We start from the raw sequence: 19531 nt of genomic DNA on the forward strand, positions 1-19531 counted from the left end.
TTGTTTTTTATTAACTCATACTATGCAGTAAAAAGTTGTAACGCTTATTACAATTGAAATTCCAGTTAATTTATAAAAACTTTAGATTAGTAAGAGTTAGTTTAGGTGTGTTTTACATATTAATATGATATAATGTATACAATGATGCGAAGTATAGGCATGAGTCTCAAAGAATTCAAAATGGCTGAGTTAACAAAAAGCTGAATTCTTCTAAAGTAATACAGAAAGGAATGCCATAGAGAAGTTCATTTTACTCAATTATTATGGCAGTAATACATTCTTATAAGGTTGTGTTATTGAATGGGTGTAATATGAAGCTAAAGTCAAAACTGATGATCGTTTTTGTCACTGTAATTTTTTTCCCGATTATATTAATATCTGCAGCAGGTGGGGTGATCTTTAGTTACCAGGTAAATTCAATTGAACATGTCTATGACGTTCAATCAGAGAAGTTACAAGTAATTACGAACCCTATTCAGATTCTTAATAGAATAACAAGAGGGGTATATAACGAGATAAAGTTGCGTGCACTTAAGTCGCCAGATAAATTTGAAGACAGAAACTATTTAGATGATCTAAATAGTCAGTTAAAAAGAAAATATTCCTTCCTGGCTGTTCGAAAGGGCGATTATTTCGTCTATTATGGGAATAGAGACAAGCTGGATAAGATAAAAATAAACCTTCCTAAGTTTGGTGTATATAACACAGATGTGGACGGTGGATTATATGTGGGTGGTAAAAATCCATTTTTAGTAAAACAACAGGATTTTTATTATACAGATGGAAGTGAAGGTACTATCTTTGTTATTACAGATGTTGATACGATTGTACCACAGTTAAAGTCTACGGCAATACAGTTTTGCCTTGCATTTTTTACAATTATTTTATTTACAGGATCGTTACTAATTTTATGGATCTATAAAGGTATAATAAGCCCTCTTAATACCCTCAGAATTGCAACTAATAAAATGAAAGAGGGAAATCTCAACTTTAGTATTGAGTCAGAATCTTGTGACGAGATCGGACAATTATGTGATGATTTTGAAGATATGAGAAAAAGGTTAAAAGAACTGATTGAAGTTCGAATGCAGTATGAAGTAGAGACTAGGGAACTTATTAGTAACATATCTCATGATTTAAAAACACCGTTAACCGCAATCAAGGGGTATTCTGAGGGAATAATTGATGGAGTGGCAGATTCTAAGGAGAAGATGGATAAATATGTACGTACCATTTATCAAAAAGCAAATGATATGACCTCTCTTGTAGATGAGCTTTCTTTCTATTCTAAAATTGATTGTGATACTATGCCATATACATTTACAAATATTAATCTATATAAATATTTTAATGATTGTATAGAAGATTTAAGCTTGGATTTAGAAGTTAAGAATATTGATATAGAATACACTAATGATACGGACCCAACATTAAAAGTAGCAGCGGATGTAGAACAGCTAAAACGTGTTATTAGCAATATTATTGGGAATTCAGTTAAATATATAGGTAATAAAAAAGGATTGATTCAGGTAAGAATATCGGATGATGGAGATTCCATAAGAGTGGAGATACAGGATAATGGAAAAGGAATAGGGAAAGAAGACCTACCGTATATATTTGATCGTTTTTATCGTACGGATTCTTCAAGAAATTCATCGCAAGGTGGAAGTGGATTAGGATTATCAATAGCAAAGAAAATTATAGAAGAGCATTGTGGAACAATATGGGCGGATAGCGTAGAAGGTGAAGGAACTACCATCTACTTTACCTTAAAAAAAGTAGTGAAGGAACAGGAGGAAGGAAATGAATAAGATTCTAATAGTAGAAGATGAAGAATCCATTGCAGAATTGGAGAAAGATTATTTAGAGTTAAGTGGTTTTGAGGTATCCATTGAAGGAACAGGAGATGTGGGTGTTAAACGAGCCCTGTCAGAGGATTTTAATTTAATTATTCTTGATCTTATGCTTCCAAACGTAGATGGGTTTGAAATCTGTAAACGAATTCGAGAAGAAAAGAATATACCAATAATTATGGTGTCAGCTAAAAAAGATGATATTGATAAGATTAGAGGTCTAGGGTTAGGCGCTGATGATTATATGACCAAACCATTTAGCCCAAGTGAATTAGTAGCTAGGGTGAAAGCACATCTAGCTAGATATGAGAGATTGATTGGAACTGGAACAAATGAAAATGAACTAATTGAAATAAGAGGCATTAAAATTGATAAAATTGCACGTAGAGTATATGTCAATGATGAAGAAAAGATATTTACCACCAAGGAATTTGATTTACTAACATTCCTTGCAGAGCATCCAAATCATGTATTTACGAAAGAAGAGCTTTTCAAAGAAATATGGGAAATGGAATCTATTGGAGATATTGCTACCGTTACTGTTCACATTAAAAAAATTCGAGAAAAAATTGAATTTAATACATCAAAACCTCAATATATTGAAACGATATGGGGTGTAGGTTACCGTTTTAAAATATAGATAGTATGTTAGGAAGATAACACATGAAGATTAATATTTTATATGAAGACAATTATATTATAGTATGCGAAAAACCAGTTGGAATACCTTCACAAAGTGATAAAACATCCGATTATGATATGGTAAATCGATTGAAAAACTATATCCATGAGACGACAGATGTAAATGGAGAGCCTTATATAGGGATTGTCCATCGACTCGATCGGCCAGTAGGAGGAATTATGGTGTTTGCCAAAACGCCATTCGCTGCAAAATCACTGAGTGAACAGATTCGTCTTGATAAAGTGCATAAGAAATACTTGGCTGTAGTTACTGCAGATTTAAGTAAAAAAGTTGGAAAAGAATATAGCTTAACGGATTTCTTGGTGAAAGATGGTAGAACCAATTTGTCCAAAGTTACAAGTAAAAGGGATGCAAATGGTAAAAAAGCAGAACTAACCTATAAAATATTAGAAACAGCAGAGTGTAAGACTCAAAAAGACGAAGAAGAGATGATGAAAGCTTCCTTGGTTGAAGTGACATTAATTACTGGAAGGCACCATCAAATACGTGTCCAGATGTCAAATGCTAAGCTAGGACTGTGGGGAGATACAAAGTATAATCCAAAGTATAAAGATTATAAAGGATGGATTAACGTTGCATTGTATTCTTATCAATTAAGATTTACTCATCCTAAGACGGGGAAAGAAATGGAATTTCAAAAATATCCCTTAGAAAATCCATTTTGTAATTTTAGTTTCATTAAAAATCTGCTATAATTCTGTTAGTATTAAATTCAGTTCATAAATAGTGTAGATTATATAGAAACTATTTTACGAAACGTCTACTTGGATTAGAGGGGATAGATATGAAACCGATTCATCATTTTTGCACAATAACAAATCATAAGTTACTAGTAATGAAATATTGCTTTAGAGTGGGTCTTTATCGACAAGGGCTACTGCATGATTTATCAAAATATTCACCCACTGAATTTATCGTAGGTATTAAGCATTATCAGGGAACAGAAAGTCCTAATAATGCAGAACGTATGAAAAAGGGGTATTCCTCTGCTTGGCTTCATCATAAAGGCCGTAATAAGCATCACTTTGAATATTGGATAGACTATAGTGTAAATCGTGGTGAAGGTATGGTAGGGATGAAGATGCCAGTAAAATATGTGGCAGAGATGTTCATTGATCGTATGTGTGCATCTAAGAACTACAATAAGAATACTTATACCAATAGGCATCCTCTTGAGTATTATGAAAAGGGTAAACATAGAATTATAATGAACAAGGATACAAGAGCATTACTTGAAAAATTATTATTAATGTTAGCCAGTGATGGAGAGGATAAGACACTTCATTACATTAAAGATGTTGTATTAAGGCATGGATATTGAGTGTGAAAGGATTGAATTCTTTTCACACTCTTTTAATATCCAAAAGTATTAGCTATATACACGCAGTACATTAACATAAGATTTCCCAATAAATGAGCCAAGCTTTGCCCTCTCTATAATTTTATAAAGAAGCAACTTTTTTAATCCTAAGAGTTGCTCCGCAGCCCTTATCCATATTTGCTAAGCTAATAGGATCTAAAATCAATTCTAAATCTTTATCATCAATTAAATGATCTCTTAGAACAATAGATTTAACAGGAATACAAGTTGTTAAGGACTCTTTGGCGATTTCAGCAGATTTTTTGTATCCTAGATAAGGACATAATGCGGTAACTATACCTACACTTGATTCAAGTAAATCTCTACAATGTTCTTCATTTGCAGTAATTCCTAAAATACAATTATCAATTAATGTTTCAATAGCTCCCTTTAGAGAATCTAGAGATTCAAATAAGTTATAGAATATTACAGGCTCAAAGGCATTCAGTTCTAGTTGACCTGCTTCAGCAGCCATAGAGATTGTAACATCATTACCAATAACATGGAAGGCAACCTGAGATACGACCTCAGGAATAACAGGATTAACTTTACCTGGCATAATGGAAGAACCGTTTTGTTTCGCTGGTAGGGTTATCTCAGCAAAGCCTGTTTTGGGACCGCTAGATAATAACCTTAGATCATTGCATATCTTGGAAAGGTTCACTGCTAGAGTCTTTAAGCTATTCGAGACTGTAACAAATCCATCAAGATTTTGTGTGGCATCAATTAAGTCATCAGATTGAGATAGTGGTTGATTGATTAATTTATTAATATTCTTAGTAATATTATGAAGATAATAAGGGTGTGCATTAATACTGGTTCCAATTGCGGTTCCCCCAATATTTACTGTTTGCATTTCTTTCTTAACATCAGTGATTCTGTTAATATCTCTTAATAATACAGAGGAGTAGGCATGAAAAGATTGCCCTAGGGTCATAGGAACAGCATCTTGCAGTTGAGTACGCCCCATTTTTATGATTGTGTTAAACTCCTTAGACTTTTGCATAAATGCAGAATGTAGTCGATTTAATTCAAGTAATAGTGGATCGATTAGTTCTAATACCGTTAGCTTACCAGCAGTTGGTATAATATCATTCGTAGATTGCCCCATATTTACATGATCATTTGGATGAATAATGGAGTAATCACCCTTGGGATATCCTAAGAGCTCAATTGCTCGATTAGCAATTACCTCATTTGCGTTCATATTAGCAGAAGTACCTGCACCACCTTGAATTGCATCGACAATAAATTGATTATGTAACCTGCCCTCTATAATTTCATCACAAACACTAATAATAGCAACTGCTTTATCAGAATCTAAAAAATTGGCATCACGGTTGGTAATTGCAGCAGCTTTTTTGAGTAGTGCAATATTTTTAATAAATGTCGCATGCAGAGGTTTACCTGTAATATTAAAGTTATTCTTCGCTCTTAGAGTTTGAACTCCATAATAAGCCTCCATAGGTATTTCTAAACTTCCAATAGAATCTGTTTCAATTCGAGTATTCATAGGTAACCTCACTTTCATAATATATGTAGGTATAATAATAGCTCATAATATGGGATTAAATATTACTCCATAATACAGAGTTATATGTACAAAATTTATGTTTGAATTTATTTTACATTGTTGAATAATAAATCCTATGGAAGAATAACATGAATGATAGGATTCGTAAATAGGTTGAGAGGATTAACGAAAGAAAGAACTTAATTTAGAATATGGCATTATAAAACAATTTTATTGGTAATTATTCTTTATTTTATTAATCAGGATTGTGTAAATAGTCTGAGTACATTTTTCTTAATAAATGAAAGTGGGAATAGACAAAGTTTATCTTTGGTAGTATTATAACTATAATAAATTAAGTAATTTAGGGTGGATATTATTATTAATAAGACATACTATCAAGTTCACACCTCACAATGATACGTGTGCAAAAGCACGCAGATGGGAGTTCATATGGATAAAATCGACAAAGAGATTATTACAATGTTGCAACAAAATGCTCGAATGCCATTAAAACTATTAGCAGAAAAGGTTTTCTTATCATCACCCGCGGTTTCAGCAAGAATTGAACGTCTTGAAAAGGAAGGAATATTGACAGGATATCATGCCAACGTAGATCAATTAAAATTGGGATATCATATTACTGCATTTATAAACCTTGAGATGGAGCCAGTACTAAAGGCTGAATTCTATCCATTTATTAAAAATTGTCCGAATGTAATTGAATGCAATTGTGTTACGGGTACATATTCGATGCTTATTAAGGTAGCTTTTCCAAGCACTATGGAACTTGATATGTTCATCGGGCAGTTACAGAAATATGGAAGAACAAGCACTCAGATAGTCTTCTCTACAGCTGTTGAACATAGAGGAATTAATGTTAATTTTATTGATGAAGAGATTAAGCAGTAGTAATCGATTATGAAATTTTATGTAAATTCAATTTGATGGAATATGATAGTATAAAATGCAGACAATAACCATAAATAATATTTGTTGGGGTGGTTGCTTGCAGGACAAAAGAAAAATTAGAATAGCGCTTATTATGTTAGGCGCAACAGTCTTTGTTTTTCTAACATTTCGTTATCTATTACCTTATGTATATCCATTTATATTGGCATATTTTCTAGTTGTTGCAATCATGCCCGTGGTAAAATTCCTAAATCATAAGTTAAAGCTACCGAAATCAATAGGGGCTTTGATAACACTCTTATTATTGGTAGTAATTTTGTGTTTGATTCTATGTTTTGTTGGAGTTAAAGTAGCACAACAAGCTAGGATGCTCATTCGTAATTTACCGATTTATCAATCAGTAGTACTGTCAAATATGAATGATGGGTGCAATTGTCTGGAAAAGATTTTTGAATTGTCTAAAGGAACTGTTTTAAATATTGTTCAAAAGAATGTTAACGATTTTCTGATATCAATAGAAAGTAATATCATGCCGATGATGACGGAACAGACTCTTTCTATTGTATTAAAGGCAGTAGGAGTATTTACTGTAATATTTATTATACTATTAGCGGTAATCTTAATTATACAAGACTTAGATTCTATGAAGATGTATTATGAGAATTTTATTTTTTATAAGGAGCTTCATATAGTGATAAGTAAACTTGCAGAAGCGGGAATTGCTTATCTTAGGGCACAAGGAATTCTTATGTTAATAACGGCGAGTATTTGTACTGGTGGATTATTTCTGATAGGAAATAAGTATGCATTATTAATTGGTATTGTGATTGGTATCTTTGATGCATTTCCAGTTCTCGGTAGTGGATTTATTCTTGTTCCTTGGGCGATTATTCTGTTATTAACTAAGAATATTTATCAAGCGGCGATTATATTAACGGTGTATCTATTATGCCAGTTAACCAGACAGTTTTTAGAACCAAAATTACTTGGTAATCGTATAGGTATTAAACCGATTTTTACATTAATGTCTATGTATTTGGGTGTTAATTTTTTTGGTGTTGTTGGATTTATTCTAGGCCCGATTGCATTAGTATTAATTATTGCTATTGTAAAGTCGTTGTGTCCAGAACTGGAAATGAAATCGATAGTCAAAACTAATAAAAATGAAAAAATGAATATTCTAAAATTTTGGAAGAAGCACTAAAAATGAAATGCCTTGACAAATGGTAGGATGTAGAATAAAATCAGATTTATAAGAAACGGTGAAAAGGAATAGTATATGGTATGAAATAGATTAAAGAGAGAGAACGGCTGGTGGGAGTTCTTATCTATTTACCATAGAACCTACCTTGGAGTTCTGTATGAAAATACAGCGTGATTCTAGCGTTAATGGAGTATGAGAGAACTAATTTGATTAGTTAATTAGGGTGGTACCACCGAAGTCGTTCGGTCCCTTTGTGGATATGACGGCTTTTTTTATTTGTCTTTTTTGTATCTTATTATATTAAGACTAGGTGATTTTAAGTAACTTTATAGTTACAGGGTGTCTTACGATCGTTAATACACACTGTTATATTCGATGAATGTATTTCAACAATTAATCACTTTGTGATTTCCTAAGTTCTGAATCATTACAAATTAAGGTAGTAAAGAAAGTTAGTATCCGATAACTAGCATTTAATCATAATTAAAAAGGAGTAAATAAGATGGCAAACGAAAAGAAATTAGTAGAAGCAATTACCTCTATGGAAGAGGATTTTGCACAATGGTATACCGATGTTGTTAAAAAAGCAGAATTAATTGATTATGCTAGCGTACGTGGATGCATGATATTACGTCCAAATGGATATGCAATATGGGAAAATATTCAGAAAGTATTAGATGCAAAATTTAAAGAAACTGGTGTTGAAAATGTATATATGCCTTTACTAATTCCAGAAAGTCTTCTTCAAAGAGAAAAAGACCATGTAGAAGGATTTGCACCAGAAGTTGCTTGGGTTACTCAAGGCGGTTTAGAACCATTAACAGAAAAGTTATGTATTCGTCCTACATCAGAGACTTTATTCTGTGATTTCTATTCTAATATTATTCAATCCCATAGAGACCTTCCAAAGGTATATAATCAATGGTGTTCCGTTGTTCGTTGGGAGAAGACAACAAGACCTTTCCTACGTACGATGGAGTTCTTATGGCAAGAAGGTCATACAGCACATGCAACTGCTATAGAAGCAGAAGAAAGAACAGTGCAGATGCTTAATATTTATGCAGATTTCTGTGAGAATTATCTTGCTATTCCTATGGTAAAGGGACGTAAGACGGATAAGGAAAAATTCGCTGGAGCACATGCTACTTATACAATTGAAGCATTAATGCATGATGGAAAGGCACTTCAATCAGGAACTAGCCATAACTTTGGAGATGGATTTGCAAAAGCATTTAACATTCAATATACAGATAAAGAAAATAAATTACAATATGTTCACCAAACTTCATGGGGATTAACTACTCGTATAATCGGAGCAATCATCATGGTGCATGGAGATAACAGCGGTCTTGTATTACCTCCAATGATTGCACCAACACAAGTAATGGTAGTTCCAATTGCACAACATAAAGAAGGCGTTCTTGATAAAGCTTATGAACTTAAGAAGACTCTTGAAAGTAACTTTAGAGTAAAAGTAGATGATTCAGATAAGAGTCCAGGATGGAAGTTCTCAGAACAAGAGATGAGAGGAATTCCAGTTCGTATTGAACTTGGACCAAAAGATATCGAAGCAAATCAAGCAGTTATTGTACGTCGTGATACAAGAGAAAAGATTATTGTATCTTTTGATGAATTAGAAGTTAAACTTGATGAAATATTAAAGACAATGCAAAAGGAAATGCTTGAAAGAGCTAGAACGCATAGGGATGCGCATACTTATGTTGCTACAAACTTTGAAGAATTCAAAGATACAATTCAGAACAAACCAGGCTTTGTTAAGGCTATGTGGTGTGGAGATGTGGCTTGTGAGGATAAAATTAAAGAAGAAACAAGTGCAACTTCAAGATGTATGCCATTTGAACAAGAAGAAGTTGCTAAGACTTGTGTATGCTGCGGTAAGCCAGCAAAATCAATGGTATATTGGGGCAAAGCATATTAATTAGTTTAAAGTATTCTATTATATACAAAGCTTTATATATTAGTATAAAGATCATAAAGTTGATTATGAAGTTAATTAAAATAAGGGACATCATTTATTTTATATTTGATTCATCTAACTTTATTATCTGGCTAATATATAAGGCTTTTATCTTGGTTAAAAGAGGTAATAATAGAAAAAGATAATGATGAAAAAAGTGTGGTGAGAAAATGAAAATTAGAGTTCCAGAAAATGTTGAAACTATTATTGAGACCCTTATGAACAATGGGCACGATGCCTATGCTGTAGGGGGATGCGTGCGTGATACGATTCTAGAAAGGGAGCCTGGGGATTGGGATATTACAACCTCAGCGAATCCAATGGAAGTAAAGGCGTTATTTCGAAGGACGATTGATACTGGAATTAAGCATGGTACAGTAACGGTTATGCTAGACAAAGAGGGGTATGAAGTAACAACATATCGAATCGATGGAGAGTATGAAGATAATAGGCATCCAAAGGAAGTAGAATTTACAAAGAATCTGGTAGAAGATCTTAAGAGAAGAGATTTTACCATTAATGCCATGGCCTATAATTCAGTAAAAGGGCTAGTAGATGAATTCGATGGAATTGGCGATATCAAGCGAAAATGTATTCGTTGCGTTGGAAATCCTATTGATCGATTTGAAGAAGATTCCCTTCGTATTCTTCGAGCAGTACGATTCTCTGCGCAGTTAGGATTTGATATTGAAGAGGAAACTTGTAAAGCGATTGAGCGTAAAGCAAAGAATCTTAAGAATATTAGTGCAGAAAGAATCCGTGTGGAGTTAGAAAAATTATTAGTATCAAATCAACCAGAAAAATTAATGATCGCATATGAAACTGGAATTACTAAAATTGTTCTTCCTGAATTCGATCAGATCTGTACAACTAGCCAGAATAATCCCTACCATATTTATTCTGTAGGCGGACATACAATAGAATCAGTGAAAGCAGTGCGAGGTATAGCAATTCTTCGATTGACAATGCTTCTACATGACATTGGAAAACCACTTACCAAGACAACAGATGAACAAAATATTGATCATTTTTATAGGCATGAAGATGTTAGTGCATCAATGGCAAAAGAAATATTAAAACGCTTAAAATATGATAATTATACAATAGATACAGTTACAAGGTTAATTAAATGGCATGATACAGAATTCCGCTTAACACCAGCTGGCATGAGAAAAGCAATCAATCGTGTTGGCGAAGATATCATGGAGCTATTGTTCGAGGTAAAGGAAGCAGATATGAATGCAAAGAATCCTCTTATGTGCGTCGATAAAAAGAAGCAGTTAGAGGAAGCAAAAAGACTTTACCTAGAAGTAATTGAAAAGAGCGAATGTGTTAGTTTAAAGACTTTAGCTCTAAATGGTAAGGATCTAATCGCACTAGGATATAAACCAGGAAAACAGATTGGGGAAACTCTTGATTATCTGTTGCAAAAAGTTATTGAAGAACCAACGTTAAATGAAAAAGAAAAATTGATTGAATTGGCATTAGAGAATAAGAATATGAAAGTTACTTAAATTTCCTATAGAAGGTTAGTGTAATACTTGATAAGTTCAGGTGGATACTGTTTCGACAGAAGTAAAGTAGCCGACACTTTCATACGTGATAAATATGAGAAGATAAAATATGATGCTTTTTTGTATGCAGTTTCGAGATAAATAAGTTCTTGAAAAATATCTGAAAAAAGATTGACTAAAATGAGCTGGCTAGCATATAATATTATTAACAGAACCCAACACGCCTCTCAATGATGCGGACCACGTTGGGTCTTTTAATTTTAAGGAGAAAGATTATGGGTGATTTAAAAGAACAGCAACCATCCATGACGATTAAAGAGCAAATCAATAATCTACAAGAAATTGGATTGATTATTAATGACGTAGAATATGCAGAGAAAATATTAAATGACATATCATATTTTCGATTAATAAAAGCATACAGCTTGAATTTTAAAGTCAAAAATAGTAATTACAGTAAAGCTGTAACTTTTGAGCATTTAGTAGAACTATATCTATTTATTTAATGCAAATTTCCGACAAATACTTTTTCCAGAAATAGAGAAAATTGAAATCAATATCAGATGTAGGATTTCTAATTACTTTGCAGATACATATGGTGTACTAGGATATAAAGATAGCAATAACTTTGAAAACTCCACTTATCATAGTTATTTTATTCGAGATATTGAAGATGAGATTAGAAGAAATTCAAAAGCTCCATTTGTTAAAAATTTTCGAGAAAATTATGCTGGTGGTGATTTACCGATGTATGCATTGATAGAGGTATTTAGCTTTGGAACACTGTCAAAGTTCTTTAAAAACATGAAGAATGCAGATAAGAAAGCTGTTGCAGCAACATTTGGTGTGGGTTATACATATTTTGAAAGTTGGATTGAAAGTATAGCTTATGTTAGAAATATGTGTGCACATTATGGAAGACTGTATAATGCAAAATTATCGAAGACTCCAATTCTATATAAAGAATATACACAAGCTGGAATAGGAAATAATCGTATTTTTGGATTGCTGTTATGTACTAGAATTTTGTTAAGATATGATTCCCATTGGAATTTGTATGTGGACAAAATAGCGTTGTTGTTTGATAAGTATGAGAATATAGATATAAAGACTATGGGTTTTCCTGAAAATTGGAATGAACTATTAAAGGTATAGGATACTAGATTTTGCAATGCTTGCATTTCATCAAAAAGTGCATAAATGAACTGATTTTGACATGTAAAAGCACGCTAAGCAGTACAAAATAACTTTGAAATTAGGAGTTTGAATAATATGAAGAAAATCCTACATCCCAGTGTTTATGCGGGATATAGGATTTTCTTTTTTGCTTTGATAATAAAGAGAAATATCTTGTGGTTTCCATTTTCATTTTATCTTTTTCTATTGGATTAATTTAAACTTGATCTAAGTCTTTCTTCACAAATAAATTAATAGCCAGATCCGTTCGCAAATTCCCTAGACTACCTACCTAAATTACAGGTCATGTGGTAGGTAAAGTTAAACTTTGCTCAAAAAACTTAACAAAAGTTTTTCCGACATAGGTGTCACAACCCTTTTTACTCATGATTAGAGTGACCGAACTTTGTAAAGGGAGATCCTCAACGGTTTTTGAAAATAATTGTTTTTCACCAGAGGACAGATATATACTTTCTGGAACTAAAGCAATACCAATTCCTTGCGAAGCGAGGGATACACAAGTTCTTGCATCATCTGACATACATATAATACGAGGGGAAAGACCTTTTCTTGCAAATTGCTCGTCAATTATTTGGGCCCATCTTCGATAGAGAATCAGAGGATAGTGGGATAAGGTTTTCAACGTAATTTTATCTAATATATCTTCATAATTCTTTGAAGCTACAATAACTAAACGTTCTTGTTGAGCACTAATGCGATCAATATCTCGTTCAGAAAAAGGTGTCCGAACAAGTGCTACATCAATTAATCTGTTATGGAGCATATCCGTAAGTTCATAGGTATTCGCCTCAAAGATTTCAAAGTTTATTTCTGGATATTGTGAATGAAACGGGGTAAGCCAGGAATGGATAGCATATTCTATTACACTGCTAATAATCCCAATCTTTAATGTACCACCATGTGCTTTTCTAAAGTCTTTTACAGCAGTAATTGTACTTTGATTCAAATGAATCATCTCTAAGGCTCTATGATATAATAGATTTCCTTCTTCAGTAAGTGTTATCTTTCGTTGACCACGTGTAAATAACACACAATCCAATTCTTTTTCTAGCAACCTCATCTGACTACTAATGGGTGGTTGTGTCATCTTTAATTTCTTTGCAGCACCATTGATACTGCCTTCTTCTACAACAGCTACTAAATATTCCAATTGTTTTAAATCCATTTTTAAACCTTTCTAATATACGAAAATCATATAACTAGTAAATGAAATATATGAATTGAATATATCACAGCAAGCTTTATAATACAAGAGGAAGGAGTAGATGGAATGATGAAATTAATAAAATACTCAAAAGGGTATAGGGTGGAATGTATTATTGCACCAATCTTTAAAAATTTAGAAGCAATCTTGGAGTTATTGGTTCCTCTAGTTATGGCAACTATTATTAATGTAGGAATCGTGAATCATGATAAAAATTATATTATACGAATGTGTGGTTGCTTAGTGTTGCTGGGAATGATTGGGTTGGCTTGTTCAATTACTGCACAATATTTTGCAGCAAAAGCCTCCATTGGTATTGCGACATCAATAAGACATCACCTTTTTTCTCATATTCATAAAATGGGCTATTCGGAAATTGATCGTATAGGTACTTCCACTCTTATTACTCGTATGACGAGTGATATCAATCAGGTGCAAAGTGGATTGAATCTTTTTCTAAGGTTGTTTTTACGATCACCATTTGTGGTTATTGGAAGTATCGTTATGGCATTTACAATAGATAAAAAGGTAGCATTAATTTTTGTTATTGCAGTTCCTATTTTATCATTGATTGTTACAGGAATCATGCTAGGAACAAAACCATTATATAAAAAGATACAGAAAAAACTTGATAAAATACTAAGTATTACAAGAGAGAATCTGACAGGAGTTCGAGTAATTCGAGCTTTTGGAAGGGAAAAAGAAGAAGAGCAAAATTTTCATAAGGAAAATCAGATATTTACTAGAATGCAACAGAGGGTTGGTAGGGTGTCGTCCATTATGAATCCAGCAACTTATATAGTAGTGAATCTTGCAATAGTCGCCATACTTAATACTGGGGCAGGAAGGGTTAATATCGGAACACTAAAGCAGGGAGATGTCATAGCTTTAGTAAACTATATGAGTCAGATCTTAGTGGAAGTTATTAAATTATCGAATCTAACGATTCAAGTTACGAGAGCATTAGCTTGTTCAAAGAGAGTAGAGGAGATCCTAGATATAGAAAATGAATTGGAATATAATCACGCCAAGATTCAAAGAGAAAATAATGAGGCAGTAAGGTTTAACAACGTATCCTTCACCTATGAGGGAGCATTAGCTCCTAGTCTATCAGGGGTAACATTTCAAGCTAATAAGGGAGAAATGATAGGAATTATTGGTGGAACTGGTGCTGGTAAGACTTCTCTTGTTAATCTAATTCCAAGGTTTTATGACGCCACTGAAGGAGATATTCAAGTTCTTGGCAGAAGTATAAAAGATTATTCAAAAGAGCAATTACAAAGTGGATTCGGAGTTGTTCCACAAAGAGCACAATTATTCTCAGGAACAATACGTTCCAATCTATTATTAGGAAATGAAAATGCAACTGAAGAAGAACTTTGGGATGCACTTCGTATAGCACAAGCAGAAGAATTTGTACAAAGAAAAGAGCTACAATTAGATGAAGTGGTAGAACAGGGTGGAAGAAATCTATCGGGTGGTCAGAAGCAGCGTTTAACAATTGCAAGGGCAATGGTGTCAAAGCCGCAGATTCTAATCTTGGACGATTCAGCTAGTGCTCTAGATCTGGCAACTGATGCGGCATTAAGAAAAGCACTTAAAAATAGTACGAAAGATATGACCGTATTTATTGTATCACAAAGAATATCTAGCATTCAGAATGCAGATAAAATTCTTGTTCTGAATGAAGGTAATCTAGTTGGGGTTGGAACACATGAAGATCTTCTTACTAATTGTTCCGTATATCAAGAAATATATGAAAGTCAGTATAAAAAGGGGGAGACAGACTATGGGAAGTCGAAATAAAAGAAAAACAAAAATGCAAAAAGAAACACTATTTCGGTTGTTGCATTATATAAAACCATATTCACCTTTTTTTATGGGCTCCATGTTATGCGCAGTTGTATCTGTAGTGGCGCAATTGTATGTACCGATTCAAATAGGAAAAGCAATTGATAAAATGATTACAAAAGGAAATGTTGATTTTTCTTCAATATATGATATCTGTAAAGTAATTATCATAGCAACCATTATAACTGCAATATCACAATGGATCTTTGGAATATTCAATAATCGAATCACCTATTCCGTTACAAGAGACTTAAGAAATGATGCTATTGCAAAAATAGAAGAACTGCCACTGAGTTATCTGGATGGTCATTCCACAGGAGATCTCGTAAGCCGTATGATTGCGGATGTAGATCAATTGGCAGATGGACTTCTGATGGGATTCACACAATTCTTTACAGGAATTCTAACAATCATTGGAACATTTTGTTGCATGCTTTATGTTAATGTAGTAATTTCACTTGTTGTCTTACTGGTAACTCCGCTTAGTTTACTTGTTGCATCATTTATTGCAAAACATTCTTACAAAAACTTTAAGTTACAGACCGAAGTAAGAGGAGAACAGACAGCTTTTATTAATGAACATGTTGAAGGTAAAAAGGTCATACAAGCTTTTGGAAAAGAAGAAAAATCAGTTAGAGAATTTGATGAAATTAATTCACGTTTACAAAAAGTATCTTTAAAAGCACTTTTTTTTAGTTCCATAACCAATCCAGCCACCAGATTCGTAAATAGTATTGTATATGCAGGAGTAGGCCTGGTGGGAGCACTTAGTGCAGTAGCTGGAGGAATTACAATTGGTCAGGTGTCTTGTTTTCTAAACTATGCCAATCAATACACGAAACCTTTTAATGAAATATCAGGTGTTGTGACTGAATTACAAAATGCATTTGCATGTGCAGCGAGAGTAATTGCCTTCCTTGATGAGCCTTCCCAGACTCCAGACCTTATAAATGCAATGGAGCTTAAAAATAGTGAAGTAAATGGATGCATCGAACTGAAAGATATTTCCTTTGGCTATACCAAAGAATATAAACTTATGGAACATATTAATTTATCAGTAAAATCAGGTGAAAAGGTAGCAATCGTAGGTCCAACGGGATGTGGAAAAACAACCTTAATTAATCTTTTAATGCGCTTTTATGACGTAGACAGTGGAAGAATAGAGGTATCAGGAGTTGATATTAAAGAATTAACAAGAAAGTCTCTAAGAAGTAGTTATGGAATGGTATTGCAAGAGACTTGGTTAAAGTCCGGGACTATATATGAGAATATTGCCTTTGGTAAACCGAATGCTACGAAAGAAGAAGTGATAAATGCAGCCAAAGCAGCTCATGCACATTCTTTTATTATGAGAATGGAAAAAGGATATGATTCTGAAATTGTTGAAGATGGAGAGAATATATCGTTAGGGCAGAAACAATTGTTGTGTATTGCAAGAATTATGTTATGTCTTCCACCAATGCTGATCTTAGATGAAGCAACTTCTAGTATTGATACCCGTACCGAAATAATGATTCAGAATGCATTTACTAAAATGATGAATGGCAGAACCAGTTTTATTGTAGCCCATCGTCTATCAACAATTAAAGAAGCAGATGTCATTCTTGTAATGAAGGAAGGGCATATTATTGAACAAGGTACACATGAAAGTCTAATTGCAAATAGGGGATTTTATTATAACTTATATAATAGTCAGTTTGAAGGTATTGGTTGACGACAGATTTGGAGCACTTTGACAGATTGGAGATTATAATGAATGGAAAAAAGGCAAAGAGAAGAAAAAGAAGATTAAGAAAAATAGGAATGGTTCTATTAATAATAGGAGTTATATGTGGAGGAATTGTTGGGACCAAAGCAGGAAGAAAAATAATATATAAATTGGCAGCACATCATATTCACAATGTCCTGAACAATGAAGCAACACAAAAAAAGCAAGGAAAGATGGACAACGCCAATACAGGAGAAGATATTTTTGATGATAAGGAACCTATATTGAATTATCTTATTTTTGGAATTGAGGAGATTGCAGGAGACCGTAATACAGATTCCATGCTTATTGCATCTGTCAATTGGAAGGAAGGTAACATTAAGATTACTTCCTTAATGAGAGATACTTATGTAGAGATACCAGGGTATAGAAGCAATAAATTGAATGCTGCCTATGCAGATGGCGGAACGCAAAAATTAATTGATACAGTGGAACAAAATTATAAAATACATATCAATGGATATGCTTATGTTAATTTTGAAAACTTTGAAAAGGTGATTGATTTAGTTGGAGGTGTTCCAATAGATCTTACCAAAGAAGAAGCATATTATCTGGATACCAAGAATTATATCTCAGAACATAAGAATAGAACTGTTTCGGAAGGAAGAAATCTACTAAATGGAAATCAGGCATTAGGTTATTGTAGAATTCGTCATGTAAATACTATTACAAATACTCATGATGATTATGGAAGAACAGAAAGACAGAGAAGGGTATTAAGTGCTATTTTTGATAAATGCAAGGATAAAAATCCAATTGATTTGATCTCTATTATGGATAAAAGTTTAGAGTATGTAAACACAGATGTATCAGAAAAAGAAATTGAATACATTTTAGAGGCACTAGTAGAAAAGCATCAAGACAAAATGGAAAGTTATCGTATTCCAGTAGACGGATTGTTCCAGGATCCAAGAAGATATGAAGGAATTACATATCCGCTTATTCTTGATTGGAATCAAAATATCTTAAAGCTATATCAATTTATATATGGTGATACACTAGAAGAGGCACAGAAAAGACTCAGTACATGGAGTGAGAAGTAAAAAAGATATATAAGGAAAATTATATTAATAAAATAATAATGTGTGAATTTGGAGGAGAAATATTTATATATGTATATACTATTTAGTATTGTAACTGTATTACTACTAGTTTTTATGAATGCCTTTTTCGTTGCAGTCGAGTTTGCTATGGTCAAGGTAAGGAAGTCAAGAATTGAAACATTAGTGCTAGAAGGTAATCGAAGCGCAAAGAATACATTAAAGGTTGTTAATGATTTAAATTCTTACTTGTCAGCTTGTCAGTTAGGAATCACTTTAGCATCTTTAGGTTTAGGCTGGGTAGGAGAACCTACGGTTGCGGCTATATTAAAGCCATTATTTCAATTATTTGATATACCGGAAAGTGTTGTACATTCCATTTCTTTTGTACTGGGATTTGCAATTGTTACAGGGTTTCATATCGTGCTTGGTGAACTTGTTCCAAAGTCATTAGCAATTATAAGTGCTGAAAGAATATCTCTCTATACGGCATTACCGCTTATTATATTTTATAAAATTACTTATCCAGTTATGTGGGCTTTTAATCATAGTACGAATTTAATACTTAAAGTATTTGGCATTAATCAAGTAAATGAACACGAAGAAGCACATACGGATGAAGAAATTAAGTTATTGGCGGAGGAAAGCTATAGGCATGGCTTAATTGACCAAACGGAATTAACATTTGTAGATAATATTTTTGATTTTTCGGAGAAAACGGCTAAAGATATTATGATACCACGAACAGATATGTCTTGTGTATTTTATGAAGATTCCTTTGAAGAGATTATAAAATATGTTGAAAGTGAAGAGTTAACGAGGTATCCAATCTGTAAAGATAGTAAAGATAATATTATTGGTTTTATACATATTAAAGATTTATTTAAATTAAGATATAAAGAAGCAAATCAAAAAATTAGTGAAATTATACGTGATATTAAGTTTGTTCCGGAAGCTATGCCAATCAGTGAATTGTTAATGGTATTTAAGAAAGAAAAAGCTCAGATGGCTATTATCATTGATGAATATGGAGGAACCTCAGGATTAGTAACGATTGAAGACATTTTGGAGGAAATAGTTGGAGATATTCAAGATGAATTCGATGAAGGTATTGATATATATAAGACAGACGAGAATGAGTATATTGTTGAAGGTATAGTTTCTATCAATGATATCAATGATTTACTAGACATTTATATAGAAACCGAGAATATTGATACCATTGGAGGTTGGATGTATTCACAGTTAAAATCTTATCCACAAGTGAATGATAAAATAACATATGATAATTATGAATTCACTATTTTAAAATGCGATAGAAAAAGAATTAGAAGTCTACTAATAAAAAAGATATCTGAGAACAAGGAATGAGTCTACTTTTCGCTTTAATGGATATATTTATAGTAATATAATTTATGGAGTAATAAACGGACA

At 32.9% G+C, this 19531-nt stretch carries 16 protein-coding genes and 1 other annotated feature; of the genes, 14 read left to right on the forward strand and 2 right to left on the reverse strand.

From position 1 onward, the window contains the following. Nucleotides 1–311: 311 nt before the first annotated feature. The 4 genes from bsdtb5_RS00335 (at nt 312) to bsdtb5_RS00350 (ending at nt 3877) form a co-directional block, all read left to right on the forward strand. The gene (locus bsdtb5_RS00335) at nt 312–1811 is read left to right on the forward strand and encodes a HAMP domain-containing sensor histidine kinase (protein ID WP_271714071.1); all 1500 of its coding nucleotides are present in this window, start codon (nt 312–314) and stop codon (nt 1809–1811) included. Further along, nucleotides 1804–2493 carry a response regulator transcription factor gene (locus bsdtb5_RS00340; protein ID WP_271714072.1) on the forward strand — a complete coding sequence of 230 codons (690 nt, stop codon included), beginning with the start codon at nt 1804–1806 and terminating at the stop codon, nt 2491–2493. The genes bsdtb5_RS00335 and bsdtb5_RS00340 overlap by 8 nt, the downstream gene beginning before the upstream one ends. A 23-nt stretch (nt 2494–2516) precedes the next feature. Beyond that, nucleotides 2517–3251: an RluA family pseudouridine synthase gene (locus bsdtb5_RS00345; protein WP_271714073.1), complete on the forward strand. Its 735-nt coding sequence runs from the start codon at nt 2517–2519 to the stop codon at nt 3249–3251. Between the two features lie 89 nt (nt 3252–3340). Continuing rightward, nucleotides 3341–3877 carry a DUF5662 family protein gene (locus tag bsdtb5_RS00350; protein ID WP_271714074.1) on the forward strand — a complete coding sequence of 179 codons (537 nt, stop codon included), beginning with the start codon at nt 3341–3343 and terminating at the stop codon, nt 3875–3877. Between the two features lie 121 nt (nt 3878–3998). Here the strand turns inward: bsdtb5_RS00350 and bsdtb5_RS00355 are convergent, their stop codons facing one another. Further along, nucleotides 3999–5429, reverse strand: a complete 1431-nt coding sequence (locus bsdtb5_RS00355) for an aspartate ammonia-lyase (RefSeq protein ID WP_271714075.1) — start codon at nt 5427–5429, stop codon at nt 3999–4001. Nucleotides 5430–5882: 453 nt separating this feature from the next. On the opposite strand from bsdtb5_RS00355, the gene bsdtb5_RS00360 reads away from it, so the two are divergent. The 6 genes from bsdtb5_RS00360 (at nt 5883) to bsdtb5_RS00385 (ending at nt 12192) form a co-directional block, all read left to right on the forward strand. After that, on the forward strand, nt 5883–6341 hold the full coding sequence (locus tag bsdtb5_RS00360) for an Lrp/AsnC family transcriptional regulator (RefSeq protein ID WP_271714076.1): 459 nt from the start codon (nt 5883–5885) through the stop codon (nt 6339–6341). 97 nt (nt 6342–6438) lie between these two features. Next, nucleotides 6439–7545: a sporulation integral membrane protein YtvI gene (gene ytvI, locus bsdtb5_RS00365; RefSeq protein ID WP_271714077.1), complete on the forward strand. Its 1107-nt coding sequence runs from the start codon at nt 6439–6441 to the stop codon at nt 7543–7545. A gap of 49 nt (nt 7546–7594) precedes the next feature. After that, nucleotides 7595–7799: a binding site (T-box leader), on the forward strand. A gap of 248 nt (nt 7800–8047) precedes the next feature. Beyond that, entirely contained in the window at nt 8048–9484 is a 1437-nt protein-coding gene (gene proS, locus bsdtb5_RS00370) for a proline--tRNA ligase (RefSeq protein WP_271714078.1), read from the forward strand. Nucleotides 9485–9693: 209 nt separating this feature from the next. Beyond that, complete coding sequence (locus bsdtb5_RS00375) at nt 9694–11037, forward strand: CCA tRNA nucleotidyltransferase (protein ID WP_271714079.1); 1344 nt, start codon at nt 9694–9696, stop codon at nt 11035–11037. A 275-nt stretch (nt 11038–11312) separates the two neighbouring features. Further along, the gene (locus bsdtb5_RS00380) at nt 11313–11543 is read left to right on the forward strand and encodes an Abi family protein (protein WP_271714080.1); all 231 of its coding nucleotides are present in this window, start codon (nt 11313–11315) and stop codon (nt 11541–11543) included. 46 nt (nt 11544–11589) lie between these two features. After that, nucleotides 11590–12192 (forward strand): Abi family protein, encoded by a 603-nt coding sequence (locus bsdtb5_RS00385; protein WP_271716028.1) that lies wholly within the window; start codon nt 11590–11592, stop codon nt 12190–12192. Nucleotides 12193–12517: 325 nt separating this feature from the next. Here bsdtb5_RS00385 and bsdtb5_RS00390 read toward each other — a convergent pair whose 3' ends face one another. Next, on the reverse strand, nt 12518–13399 hold the full coding sequence (locus tag bsdtb5_RS00390; RefSeq protein ID WP_271714081.1) for a LysR family transcriptional regulator: 882 nt from the start codon (nt 13397–13399) through the stop codon (nt 12518–12520). Between the two features lie 105 nt (nt 13400–13504). Here bsdtb5_RS00390 and bsdtb5_RS00395 point away from each other — a divergent pair, with 105 nt between their 5' ends. The 4 genes from bsdtb5_RS00395 to bsdtb5_RS00410 all read left to right on the forward strand — a co-directional run bounded on the left by bsdtb5_RS00395 (nt 13505) and on the right by bsdtb5_RS00410 (nt 19468). Then, on the forward strand, nt 13505–15244 hold the full coding sequence (locus bsdtb5_RS00395) for an ABC transporter ATP-binding protein (RefSeq protein ID WP_271714082.1): 1740 nt from the start codon (nt 13505–13507) through the stop codon (nt 15242–15244). Further along, nucleotides 15228–17003, forward strand: a complete 1776-nt coding sequence (locus bsdtb5_RS00400; protein ID WP_271714083.1) for an ABC transporter ATP-binding protein — start codon at nt 15228–15230, stop codon at nt 17001–17003. The genes bsdtb5_RS00395 and bsdtb5_RS00400 overlap by 17 nt, the downstream gene beginning before the upstream one ends. Before the next feature lie 38 nt (nt 17004–17041). Then, nucleotides 17042–18100 (forward strand): LCP family protein, encoded by a 1059-nt coding sequence (locus bsdtb5_RS00405; protein ID WP_271714084.1) that lies wholly within the window; start codon nt 17042–17044, stop codon nt 18098–18100. A 69-nt stretch (nt 18101–18169) separates the two neighbouring features. Beyond that, nucleotides 18170–19468 (forward strand): hemolysin family protein, encoded by a 1299-nt coding sequence (locus bsdtb5_RS00410; protein WP_271714085.1) that lies wholly within the window; start codon nt 18170–18172, stop codon nt 19466–19468. Nucleotides 19469–19531: the final 63 nt, after the last annotated feature.

The organism is Anaeromicropila herbilytica (assembly GCF_016591975.1).
Classification (GTDB): domain Bacteria; phylum Bacillota; class Clostridia; order Lachnospirales; family Lachnospiraceae; genus Anaeromicropila; species Anaeromicropila herbilytica.